Source organism: Paenibacillus sp. FSL K6-1558 (assembly GCF_038002565.1).
GTDB classification, from domain to species: Bacteria; Bacillota; Bacilli; order Paenibacillales; family Paenibacillaceae; genus Paenibacillus; species Paenibacillus polysaccharolyticus.
In genome coordinates this window covers 469,394-482,190 of sequence record NZ_JBBOCV010000001.1, presented here as the reverse complement: position 1 = coordinate 482,190, position 12,797 = coordinate 469,394, and the positions used below count along the sequence as shown (strand labels likewise).

The following is a 12,797-nucleotide window of genomic DNA, read 5'->3' as shown; positions in this document are numbered from 1 at the left end:
ACGCTCCTTCACTCATGTTTATCGCATAGTCCCTACAGGAAAAGTAAAGCTGTGTCGACCTGGCTTCAGCTCTTGAACACGGGGGAGTTTCGCTGCTATAACAATAGCAGAAGGCATTACTAGTGTAGCTGAGGTGTTCTCGGGAATTTCCACCTCGATGTGCAGTCCCGTTTGGCCTTTTTTCCAGGCTGCAGCGATTGTTCCGTGTGCCGTTCGGATGGATGCGCTGACCTCATCCAGCCTGGAAGGAATGCAGGGTTCGATCCATATCTTTTCGTAACCTGGTGAATCCGCTCTAATTCCTGCAAGTCGTGTGTAAAAAGAGACGCTGATGCCTCCAAACATGGCGTGATCATGAGAATGCATCCCCCCCTTCTCGCTCCATTGCTCCCAAAGCGTAGTTGCCCCTCGTTCAATCTGATAGCCGAAGCCCGGATATTCCTTTGTTGTTAGAAGTTCATAAGCGATATCGATATATCCGTAATCAGCAAGCACATCTAACAGGTATCTCGTCCCGTAAATGCCAGTGTGAAGATGTCCGCCTTTTTCGGCAATAGTCTGCACAAGACGTTCTGCGGCGGAAGCACGTTGTTTGACAGGCACCATTCCGTAGGCTAGCGGTAAAAGCTGAGCAGTCTGTGAACCACCGGCATAGATCCCATCTCCTGCATAAAAGCGACGTTGAAAGGTACGGTTAATGTCATCGGCGAGTTGGCTGTAATATTCATGGTCTGCGGGTTTTCCCAAAATAGCTGCCGATTCGGCAACGATGGAAGTAATCTTGTAGTAGACACTGGTATTAACCAGTTCAACTTCATGAAAGTAGTTTTCCCAACCATCTTCATTCGGAGGGCACCAATCCCCAAACCCTTCTTTCACTTCATGTTCAGGCCATTTCTCATGTAGATGATCGATGTATGCCTTCATGGAAGGATAACTTCGGCCCAATACGTCCAGATCGTTGTAATGTTGATACAGATGCCACGGGAGAGAAACCTTGTCTCCACTCCAGTCGGGATTCGTCTGGCTGTCTTCAATATCTTCAAGCCATTTATGATAATAGCTCTGCATATCGAAATGGTGCATTCCTGATTCCTCAACGACAGCGGAATCCATCAGACAAGGTGTTCGCTCGTCACGCTGGCAACAGTCCGTTGGAATGCTCACTAGATTGTTAAGGTAAGACCAGCGAATATTGCTGTAAAGCTGATTAAGCAGTTCATCCGAACATTCAAATGTGCCTGCCAGTTCAACAGCGGCATGGATCGGAACTGCCTGAATGTAAATCCAGCTTGATCCGGCACAGACCTCTACATACCGAAATCCATGATACGTGAAACGTGGCTCGTAACATTCCTCAGCATCACCGCGGAGGATGTAAGTATCTGTAGCCTTCGCATTCCGATTCGTCCAAGAGTCAATATTGCCTTGTCCATCCAGAAGCTCGCTGTATCGCAGCCGTATCTCATGGCCTGCCCGTCCTTTCACCCGAATACGAACCCAACCTGCGATGTTTTGTCCAAAGTCGTATACATTCACTCCAGGACGTGGATGAAACACAGCAATAGGCTGCAACGATTCGAATGGCAGAATAGGAGGCTGTTTATTCTCCTTGAGTTCACCTTTTGGCGCCTTGGCAGCTACAGCCCCTGTCCAGTTCTTGTCTTCAATAAACCCTGGACAATCCCACCCACTGTGCTGCAGGCGTGCATCATAGGACTCCCCGTCATAAATATCATTGAACAGAATCGGGCTTGGTGCCGATGACCAGGATTCGTCTGAGATAATGGTCTGTGTGCTGCCATCCTCAAAGCGTAGATCCAGTTGCAGGAGAAGGGCCTTATCCCGATTCCATTTCCATCCCCAACGCGAATAATTGTAATGATATCCATTCCCCAACCAAACCCCCAGTACGTTATCACCTTCTTGCAACATAGGAGTCACATCATATGTGTCATATAGCATTCTACGATGATAAGGTGTATTGGCTGGAGCAAGTACACGGCGGTCCGCCCGCTTTGCATTAATAAGAAGCTCATACCAGCCAATCGAATAGATGCGTAGTCTGGCTTCAATCGGGGGGTTGGATATATTAAATGTTTTGCGGAACAGCGGACTGTCTACTGGAAACTCTGCCTCACAAACCGATAGCATGTGTCCCTCCAGCACCAGTCCATTACCTGAAGCATGAATCGTACCTGCTGTACAATGCGTGGTTAGCGGATCATAAAAACGGTTGGAGTACAGCACACGTCCATCGCTTCCAGTTAGTTTCAAGTCGCGAAAGACCGCTTTTTGCCCTTCTTCTGTCCGAAATCCGACTGTTCCGTGATATTCTGTTGCTTGGCAACTACAAAAAAATTGTTCATTTATCGTGACTTTCCATTCTCCGTTTTCTGTGCATACTTTAAGCGATATTTTCGTAAACTCTTTCGACAGCAATGAAGGTAGTTTGATTCTTCCTATCACATGCTTCGCACCTTCTTCCGTGCGGAAAATGTAAGCAACAAATAGATTCTCATCTGAAGAAGCTTGTGTATGTTCCGGGTGCCCGGTCTTTTGTTGTTCGCTCTCCCGAATTTCAATCCCGCAGTGATCGTTCTCATTCTGATAACCAAACAAAAATGATGCACCACCTGTTGCAACCTCGATTACCACTTCTGCTTGATAAGAAGTCCACTCATCAATAGCACTTGTCTGGCGAGTAATCCATTCGGCTAGCCATGCGTCCGACATTTTTTTTCTGCCTCCTCACCCATTCGTCTGCTTTCCCTGTAGAAAATTCTGATGTCTGATCGTTACTTTAGAGGCATTCCATGCACTCACAGTTATCTCGTTCAACCGGATTTCAGATCCTATTTCAAACGAAATGCGTCTCTCTTCTCCCGGCAAAAGGCCAAAATCATTGTCATCCAGAAAGCAACTCCAATCCTCGGGAAAATCGTGAATCATTATCCGAATCGCAGGCATGCTCCCGATGTTACGGATAATAATCACGCCGCTATTGTCATCTGTACAGACAGCAGACGCTTCCATTGAAGTACAAGGAAGTTCACGTAGCGGTGCATTGGGAAGGCTCCCATACAGCATGAATGCATGCACAGCGTCTTTACCTTGGTATTCGTTGGCATCGTGCCGATGTTCTCTCTCAAAAGCGAGAAGTTCCGCGGTCTTCGGCTGGGCATTGAACCAATACCATTGATCAGAAATCAGACTTCCATTGTGGGCATGAAGTGTAACCGCCATAAGAAAAGGAGCAATGCATGAGGCTTGGGGTAGCTTGATTTCCAACGTATCTATGCAATACGCTAGGCCTGGATTCACTGTTAGAGCTGGGTACTCCCATGTCATCATTTCGGTTAATTGGCTGCTATACAATCTGACTTGTACCATGACATCTGTAAGTATTTCACGCGAATCATTGACAAGATGTAGATCAGCGTGAAACATTTCACCCTGCTGCCATCCGTCCATTTTGTGGGTTGTGATAAACGCATTTTGCGGACGGCAAGCTTGCTTGGCACGATAATAAGAAAGCTTAGCTGTCCCATAGTAATCGACGACTGCCCATGAGTGTCCCGGGAAGCAATCGGTGAATTTGTAATACCAGTATCCACTCTTGTTCTTCCCCGTACCTGCTCGTTGGATATCAGCGGTAAAGCGAATGGCGTCGCCCTGTGCAGTCTGCGAATAGGTGATATAGTCATGCCAATTGCGAATAGGTCCATACGCCGCGTACCGCATCACTTTAACGATATCTTTCAAGCTAAACTGATGAAAATGAGCCTTCCACCCTCTGCTTTCCTCGGTCGGTGGAAAAGAAGACAACGCTTCTTCCGGCATATATCGCAAACAGCTGGAAACATTCGTCTGGCTTGGGATGCCGAACTCGCCGTAAAACACCGAAGGCATCGCTAACGTGGCTTGATCGAGCGGTTCGCCTCCATGATAGACATTCCAGTTATGAGCACTGCCTCCCCAAGGATCGGTTCGATGAAAAGGACGTGATGGATCATACTCGCGGCATCGCTTCCCGACTAGAAAAAGACCCTCGTCTGCCCCGCCATGCGGCCCATTTTCGTTGCCACCGCCCCACATAATCAATGAAGGATGATTCCGTAGCCGTTTAATGGAGAGTACCGTTTGACGATCAATCACACCTAGATCGGTCAGTGGTGCATCAGGCGGCCCCCAACAGAGGGGGAACTCTTGATACACCATGATGCCTTTTTCATCACACAAGGTATAGAACTCATCACTTTCCACAATGCCACCGCCCCAAGCCCGGAGCATCTGAACGTGGCCTCTGCGTGCTAGCTCCAGTAAACGTTCGTATTGCCCTTCCTTGTGTGTGAGCATGACATCCGGCCAGCACCAATTTGCCCCTTTGATGAAGATCGCTTCTCCATTGATGACGAACTGCCAGCGATAGTCTGTTTCAGGTTTGGTATCTATCAAGGGTCTCATCTCAATCGTACGGATAGCAAAAGAAGTAAAGACTGCGCCTGTATGAACTGATTTTGATTCCGCTGTCCAAGCTGAGTTCAATGTGCTGATTAATTCATGTGCCATATCATTCGCTTCTGGATCAGTATGTTCAGTAGAGACTGCTCGCAGCACAAGCTCGTAGAGAGGCTGATCCCCATAGCCTAAAGGCCACCAGATTTGTGGATTGTTCAGTCTGACATCGGTGCAGAATTTGCTTTTTCCATAGGGTACTGTAATAACAGCTGTAAAGCGGCTCTGTTCGCAGCGAACAGAGTCTTGTTTCGTACTATCGACTGGGTCGTTTTTACTTGATGACTCCCTGCACGCCTTCTCGGTTTTCAGCCGGATCAGACCTTCAATGGTTATAGAAACTTGCTCAACTAGGGTGCTATCTACAGTAAATTCAATCTGGAGCAGCGCCTCCCCTGGAGTGACAGACTTTGTTATGACATAAGGATCAAGTAAAGCAAGGTCTGGTTCGCTCGTTAAGCGCACATCTTTCCAGATGCCAAGGGAGATGAGGTGTCCATAATGCCAGCCAAAGCCTGGACTTGGTTTCATCAGACCATTCCAGCTCTGAGGTGCCGGATCAATTCGAACAACGAGTACATTAGCTTCATTCCAGCGAACCAGATGTGTAACGTCATGAAGCGGACCGCCAAACATACCTTGATGATGACCAAGCGAAACACCGTTGAGAAATACGGTACCGGAGTAATCAATGCCGTCAAACTCCAGAGAAAGCCGCCTTCCATCCCACTCCTGCGGCACTTCAAATGTGGTAGCAAACCACCACTCCGTACACTCCACACGTGTTCGTCGGAACCAGACAGGTATGTCTTGAGGTGAACCATACTGTTCAAGTTCATCAATTGAATTGGTGTTCCAATGCGGGTCATCCATTAACCCCAGATCCAATAAAGCTTGCTGTACTGTTGCAGGAACATGCATTTCAAGCCAGTCCTTGCGAGGATGCTCAGGGTCGTACCAACGCTCTCGCATACCTTCGCTAGGGAGAGCTTTTCGTCCAAACCATCCTGGGGCAGGGGCCGGGGAACCGGGATCAGCTGCTTCTCCGCCCTTCATACGCCATACGCCAGATAGTAACAGCGAATCGGATGTGGGAGCTGCTGCTGAGTAAAATAGTTCGGACTCCTGTTGATCCATCACCGGTTTCATTTCGTGCGTTAAAGGGACAATTGGAATACGACTGTCCGCGTCCACCCAAGCGTCTCCGTGAAGCGAAGAACGTGAATAAGCTTCATCCTGAACTTCGTCCAGATAACGCTTTCCTTTCTCGGAACGGTAATATGAGATGTTTGTCATCACGCTAACACTCCATTCAGGCTCTATGAATTTCTGTTACTCTGTTTACTTTGTTTGCTCTGTTTGGGTCTATTCAACAGGTTCTGTGAATGAGCACGGGCCGATAACCTTCCGGTACCTCCATTGAAACCGAGACTGCTTTTGGAGCGACCACTTCCAATTGAAATACTGATTCGTCTCCTTCCTTCCTAATCTCCCAGCGCACATCGATTCTTCCATCCCCCGGAAGAGGCACCGCTCCTTTGGCCCATTGCAGATCCCCAGGTTGGGGCGCAACCCGAACCTTCGTCCAGCCGTCTGCCGTGGGGCGTACTCCGAGTACCACAGCTCCTAAAAAGTATCCCGGTGCAGCCGACCAGGCATGGCAATGACTGCGTGTCAGATCCTTCGGATTAGGTCTGTTCTCGGTAAATCCCGGGTACATCTCCCAGCAGGTTGTGGCATCATGTCTCACCATCTCTCCGAACTTCGTTCGCATATCCTGTAGCATCGTATCAATCTCTCCGTGCATCATCAGCGCTTCATAATAAAAAAACGTCATGAACGGACTGCCGATCGCAACAAAGTCCTCTGGCGGAGATGTTAAATAGGCAGTTAGCTTCTCCTCACGCTCATCTGCTGCAACTCCGGTAATCAATGCTATCACTTGAGTCTGCATGCTAAATGTGCTGGACAAAGAACCATTGGCATGAATACAGTCAACGAAGGCCTGCCGCTCACTACTCCATAAATGCTTGTTGATAGACTGAATTAAAAGATTTGACTTAGAGTCGTAGTAAACGCCTTCCTCTGCACACCCTGCTAGTTCAGACAAACGTGCCGCATCTGCCAGCGTGCGTGCAAAAATGGCGTTTTGATGTGTAACTGTTCCGTCGCTCGGTTGCTCAATCGGTGCCCAGTCGAGCAGGTTCCAGGCATGAACGGTTAATAGCCCTTGATCATCTATATTTTTGAGATAATGATCCAGCGTGAACCTGACCTTCGGCCAGATCGTTGATGCAAACTCCCTGTTTCCGGTATGCCGGGCATATTCAAGACAGGCCGTGACCCAAAAAAAAGTCCAGTTTGGAATAACACTGCTCCAGCCGCTCGGCACTTGATTTACATAAAGTGGTGTCTGCTGACCTGAGCCAGGCACCAGTTCTAGGCTATGCCTTACAATATCCGTTGCACCAAAGACGTAGTAGTTCACAAGCGCTTCATTACGGCTGTCACCTACCCAGAACACCTGTTCATAGGTCGGACAATCCACAAATGTATCCTCCATGCACAACCGGGTTGTATGTTTGCTAATCTCCCAGATATCATTCAAGAGTGAATCCGAGCTATGGAAGCGGCCGATCTCTGCCACTGGATGATTGCTCTGCACAAGCGTCACACCGAACAGTCGAACAGGCACTCTATTCCCGTGAATTGTGAGCATCAGATAGCGTAGTCCACGCCGCACAGGAGATTCATAGCTTTGTCTGCCTTCAAGGCATACATAACGTAGCGTGTTATCTACGCCAAAGGTATCCTGTCTCCATCCTCCATCCATGTATTCGAATCCATAGGCGTCGATGACTGTCCCTTCCGGTGCCTCAACTTCAAATCGCAAATAACCAGACCATTCACGTCCGAAGTCCAGAATCAGCTCAAGCCCTTGACCTTCAACCGTTGCCGGTATTATGGCCGGCCTGCGATTGGCAAAACATACTTGCTGCAATGTTGCGGGTACAGCCAAGTTCCGCTCTGTTCGCTTCCATATACTGAAGGTAAAGACGGAAGCATCCGAGCTTAACTTCGCAGGAAAAGCACGCATCCACTTTTGATAAGCAATCAATTCTGAAACCGAAGCGAGTCTGCGACATTGCTCATACACATCGGCGTCCTGAAACGCCTTCCTATCCAAGGGTTGATTACCGCCAAAGCCACGATACGCACGCAGTGGGTCTGAACTCGGCTGATGATCGATATGCACCAGCGTTGCGAACGGGCCTATCAGCATAAAAGGTGATTCGGTTACTTGATCTTCATGGAGAAGCGCCGAAACAACCGTAAATGAGACGTCACAGTCGATGCCAAGATGCAAGCCACCGCCATGATCAGGTCCAGCGAGTTCAATCAACAGCAGATTGTCTCCGGCTTGGAGCCTGACTCGTTGTAGACGGCGCGGATGTTCTCCCTCCATTTCTTCTAAACTGTAATAGGTTCCGTTGAGAGTAATTCCGCGCAGTGCATGGAAGGCACTGAAAAATCCGATCACAGCGTCTGCTTCGCTGCTTGCACGAATGACTGCTACCGCATAACCGGCAAAGGATACCGGGTTGGCATGCATTTTGCTGCCTGGCTCCATCGCTTCACGTACATCCAGCACATGTGTCCACGAGACAAGAGATACCTTTTTCAAAGACTCGACCCGGACCGGCCAAACCTCTTGCTCTGTCAATTCAGGAATATCGCTCGGGATCAACTGCTTCCAAGGTGCATCACCTGGCCTCCCGATGATCCGGGCATTAGTCCAACCGTGCTCCTTAGCAAAATCGTTGTCTGTTTTTGTTCCAAACCAATCGACTTGTGAGCGGCTTGCATCCACCTGTTCGCTAAAACCAAGCTGACAGGACATACGTGAAGCCCTCCGCTCGTATCCCGCATATGGAGCGGTATGCCATGTATCATCCGTAGCAACAATCAACTGCCTCTGCCGGGTAAGCGCTTCCGTATGCGGAGAGACCAGCTCCAGTTGAGCCAGCAGTCCCCCTTGACCTGGCAAATAGTTGAACGTAGCCACCCCATAACTGATGACCAGAACGGCAATCGTGTTATGGCCTGAGCGAAGCAAATGTCCAACTTCGTGTATATGGTAGTTCAGTTCGAACGGCCAAGAGCGATTAGGTCCTCTTCCGCACAAGACGCCGTTTACATACAACACGTACCGGGCATCTGCCGTAATTGTGACCTCTGCGCTCGCGTAATTCCAATGCTGCATCATAAATTGTTTTCGAAAAGTTCGCCACTCATTACGCGGCCACTCCTCATCGCCTCCCCAGATCCAGGAAGCTTTCCAGATGGAGCCGCCAGCTGGTAACGTCTGATCCATATCTAAATCAACTCCCGTTCCATCACTATTGAGTTGAAGCTATACGTACGTCTCCATTCCTAACACTCCAGGTTGCAAAACAAAAGGAGCTAAAACTTCATAGCTTTAGCTCCTCCTTCTTGCCCTTTCTTTTTCGGTCAAGTCGGTTTACAGACCGTGAGCTTGACGAAGCCGTTGGTATTCACTGTTGTACCAAGCTGTAAATTCGTCTGCTCCGGCTTTTTTGAATGCGGCCAGTGCAGCCTGTTTGTTTGCTTCAAAGGCTTGCTCATCCTTGGAAAGAATAATCTTGGCTGCCTCGCGCGCTGCCAGCTCTTTCAGCTCAGCCTCCTGTTTTTTCAGTTTGTCATCCAGTGTTACACCTGGGATGGTGTTACGCCTAATGATTTCCTCGTCTGTCATGCCATTCATCCAGCTAGTGAACGTATTCAGTTTGCCTTCATCAATCAGCTTTTTGAATACCTCCCCTGAGTATGAAGCGCCGTAATGCTGTGCGAAGTCTTTTTCAAGCGTTGTGGCTGCTTTTGACAAGGACTCCTCGGAGGTAAAAAGGTCAACGGGCATTTTGTCATTTGGATTAACCATATCTCCGCCGAGACCGATGATATTCCGATCGAGTGAAAGTCCTGTTGCTTCGTATGGTGCACCGCCTGCAGCTTTCAAAGCCAAGGTTTCGTCCGTCAGTGCCGGTTTACCGTCAACCACTTTCCAGTGTTTACCTTCAACACCGTTGTACATGGTGCGTGCACCTTCATAAGAGTAAATATAATTCAGGAATTCCATCGCTTTTTCAGGATTTTTGGATGTTTTGGAGATACTGTAGGCTTTATCCTGCCAGCCAAGCGGGTTCACTGCGCCTGTCCAAGCCAGTTTGCCTGCGGGTACAACCAGATATCCTTTACCTTCGCTTGCATGCTGTGCATTGAAATCCCCCATTGCCCAGGTCGCTGGACCAACAACGATCTGTCCTGCTGTTGCTTTAGCCATGTAATCATTGTTTTTCATCGTCAAGGAGTCCGGATCAAGCAATCCTCTGCGCTGCGCTTTATTGTAGAAGTCAAGGGCTGTCCAGAAGTTAGAGGATTCATCGGTCAGATTGCTGATGAACTCGCTGCCGCCAACTTTGGATGCCGTCAGGTCACTTGTAGCACTGACACTTTCATTGAAGATAATTGGCGGAATCGTATAAGGCCACAGTCCCCAATCCTGCCACATGGACACGCCGTATACTTTCTTTCCGTCTTCCGTCTGTGGATGTTTTTCTACGATTTGACCTACAACGTCGAGCAGATCATCCATCGTTGCAATTTCAGGGGTACCAATCTCTTTGTACCAGTCCCAACGAATCGTTGGGCCAATGGTAATTGGTGCAATGGATGTCCCCGGTTTGGATTGTACTTGCGGTGGAAGGAAATACAGTTTACCGGTTCCGTTGCTCCAGTTCTTTTTGCTGTAGTCTACAACGGTAGGAATGTTGGCTGTTATATCCTGGCCGGATTTGGCGAGCATATCGTCAAGCGGAACAATTAGATCCCCTTCAATCAATTGCTTCTGATATTTATTCACATTTGTACGTACCAGATCGGGCAGATCACCGCCGGCAAGCAATACATTGAATTTATTCTCGTCTGCTTCAACGTATTCAATCTTAACTCCGATTTTTTCGGCAATCGCCTTAGCGACCTCGTTATTTTGCTGTGTATTCCATTTGGAGCCGGTCTCCATAATCAGTACACGCAGCGTAACAAGATCTTTGTTCGAGCCATTGTCTGGGGAACCCGATTCGCCAGTATCCGTCTGCCCTGCTCCTCCACTCGTACAGGCTGCAAGCAGTAAAGACGTCATCATGAGCATGGCCATTACTCGGCGGAACGTTTTTTTAGTTCTCATGTCATAACCCTCCTGTTTATTCTTCTATAATTATCAGCATTATGCCGGATAATCCAACCTCGTAGCAACACCTTTTAGCCAACAAGCCTTATCCCTTAACTGCCCCCATCATGATTCCTTTCACGAAGTACCGTTGCAACATCGGATACACCAGAACAATCGGCAACGTAACCAGCATCGTGATTGTCATGCGGATGGACTGAGGTGTGAGTGTTCGAACTACATCTCCCCGGGTTAATTCCTCTGTGGTCATATTGGACAGGTTGCTAGATTGATTCAAGAAGTTATAGAGCACCAATTGTAACGTTTGCAGCTTCGGGTTTTCGACGAGAAAAAAGTTATCGAACCAGGTATTCCATTGACCAACAGCAGAGAACACGGCAATGGTGGCAATGATCGGCATCGAGAGCGGGAAAATAATACTGCGATAGATCCGGAAATATCCTGCTCCGTCAATCTTCGCTGATTCCTCCAGTGAAGCCGGAAGCTGTTCAATGAACGTTTTGATCAAAATAATGTTAAAGCCCGACATTGCACCAGGGATGATGTATAGCAGAAAATTATTTTGTAAGCCGTATGCTTTCATCGTTAGATACCACGGGATAAAACCAGCGTTAAAATACATGGTAATGAGGACAAAACGGTAAATGATTTTACGATAAGGCATCTCGTCCTTGGTGATCAGATAGGCAAAAAAGGAACAGCTAAATACGGTAATCAATGTACCCAGCACCGTTCGGGAGATACTTACCAATGCAGCATCCATAATACCCGGCAATTGTATCGTCGCTTTATAGGCTTCGAGAGAGAATCCTGCTGGCCAGAAATACACACCTTTCTGAACCTCAATCGGGTCACTGATGGAATAGATCAAAATGTAATAGAACGGATAGATCGTGATGATCACGAGCAGTGATAGCACGATGTAGTTAAACAGCGTGAAGGTAAGGTCTTTCCAATCGGTATGGTGGACGGGACGAATCGTCTGTCCTGCGGGTTGTGTTCGCATATCGGTTTTGCTCCTTTCCCTGCGAGTCAGACGATGCCTTGACCGCGAACTTTCTTGGATAAAATGTTAACACTGAACAGTAGCAGAACACTGATCACCGTTTTGAAAATCCCCACAGCTGTGGAGTATGAGTAGTCTCCGGTCACGAGACCAAGCCGGTATACATACAGATCTAATACTTCAATTCGATCCGCGATCATGACGTTGCTGAACACCAGATATTGTTCAAATCCTGCCGAGAGCAGGTTACTAACGGAGAGGAGTAAAAGCACGATAAACGTAGGCATGATGCTGGGCAGTGTAATATGCCAGATGGTACGCATTCGTCCCGCACCATCCACCTTTGCTGCATCGTATTGCTCGCTGTCTATACCCACGATGGCAGCCAGATAGATAATGGCACTCCATCCTGCGGATTTCCACAGCAACAGCAAAGTCTGCACCGTCCATACCCGGTCATAATTCCCGAGAATATCCACGGGCGGATTGCCGATGCCTGTTTTCATCATGATGGAATTGACTGCGCCCTCCGTGCTGAACATACTGAAGGCTAATGAAAACACGATGATCCAGCTGATGTAGTTCGGTAATGTGGACACCGTCTGTACTAGCCGTTTGAACCAGCCAGCACGTACCTCCGAGATTAAAATGGCGAGCAGCATCGGCACCGGTGCTGTTGCGATGGACAATAAGCTGAGCGCTAGTGTGTTTGCCAGTACAGGACCCATTCGTGGATCATCAAACATGTTCCGGAAGTTTTCGAGCCCCAGAAACGGGGTTTGATGCAATGGAATGCCTGGTTTGTAGTCAAAAAACGCATAAATCCATCCGAATAAAGGTACGTAACTGAATGCCAGTGTAAATAGAACAAAGGGTGCGGCTAGCAACAACAGATGAATGCTGTCTTTGCGATTCAGCTTGCCGGCTTTTTTGGTGACAGAGCTTTTCAGCGTTTCGGTTCGTTGCATATGAATTTCTCCTTTGTGCGTGTGCTTTCGTTTTGGC

The 12,797-nt window shown here is 48.2% G+C and carries 6 protein-coding genes; all 6 read right to left on the bottom strand.

Going from position 1 to position 12,797, the window contains the following annotated elements:
• Positions 1–18: 18 nt before the first annotated feature.
• On the bottom strand, positions 19–2,736 hold the full coding sequence (locus MHI38_RS01895; protein ID WP_341180878.1) for a family 78 glycoside hydrolase catalytic domain: 2,718 nt from the start codon (positions 2,734–2,736) through the stop codon (positions 19–21).
• 15 nt (positions 2,737–2,751) lie between these two features.
• A complete protein-coding gene (locus tag MHI38_RS01890; protein ID WP_341180877.1) occupies positions 2,752–5,814 on the bottom strand; it encodes a glycoside hydrolase family 2 protein in 3,063 nt (1,020 codons plus the stop codon).
• A 73-nt stretch (positions 5,815–5,887) separates the two neighbouring features.
• Positions 5,888–8,893 carry a family 78 glycoside hydrolase catalytic domain gene (locus MHI38_RS01885; protein ID WP_341180876.1) on the bottom strand — a complete coding sequence of 1,002 codons (3,006 nt, stop codon included), beginning with the start codon at positions 8,891–8,893 and terminating at the stop codon, positions 5,888–5,890.
• Positions 8,894–9,040: 147 nt separating this feature from the next.
• On the bottom strand, positions 9,041–10,783 hold the full coding sequence (locus tag MHI38_RS01880) for an extracellular solute-binding protein (RefSeq protein WP_154889047.1): 1,743 nt from the start codon (positions 10,781–10,783) through the stop codon (positions 9,041–9,043).
• Positions 10,784–10,871: 88 nt separating this feature from the next.
• The gene (locus MHI38_RS01875; protein WP_341180875.1) at positions 10,872–11,792 is read right to left on the bottom strand and encodes a carbohydrate ABC transporter permease; all 921 of its coding nucleotides are present in this window, start codon (positions 11,790–11,792) and stop codon (positions 10,872–10,874) included.
• Positions 11,793–11,818: 26 nt separating this feature from the next.
• Positions 11,819–12,760 carry an ABC transporter permease subunit gene (locus tag MHI38_RS01870; protein ID WP_154889052.1) on the bottom strand — a complete coding sequence of 314 codons (942 nt, stop codon included), beginning with the start codon at positions 12,758–12,760 and terminating at the stop codon, positions 11,819–11,821.
• Positions 12,761–12,797: the final 37 nt, after the last annotated feature.

Bases quoted from the DNA above. Each gene is read 5' to 3' on its own strand.
- MHI38_RS01895 (WP_341180878.1), bottom strand. From the start codon at position 2,736: ATGTCGGACGCATGGCTAGCCGAATGGATTACTCGCCAGACAAGTGCT.
- MHI38_RS01890 (WP_341180877.1), bottom strand. From the start codon at position 5,814: ATGACAAACATCTCATATTACCGTTCCGAGAAAGGAAAGCGTTATCTG.
- MHI38_RS01885 (WP_341180876.1), bottom strand. From the start codon at position 8,893: ATGGATCAGACGTTACCAGCTGGCGGCTCCATCTGGAAAGCTTCCTGG.
- MHI38_RS01880 (WP_154889047.1), bottom strand. From the start codon at position 10,783: ATGAGAACTAAAAAAACGTTCCGCCGAGTAATGGCCATGCTCATGATG.
- MHI38_RS01875 (WP_341180875.1), bottom strand. From the start codon at position 11,792: ATGCGAACACAACCCGCAGGACAGACGATTCGTCCCGTCCACCATACC.
- MHI38_RS01870 (WP_154889052.1), bottom strand. From the start codon at position 12,760: ATGCAACGAACCGAAACGCTGAAAAGCTCTGTCACCAAAAAAGCCGGC.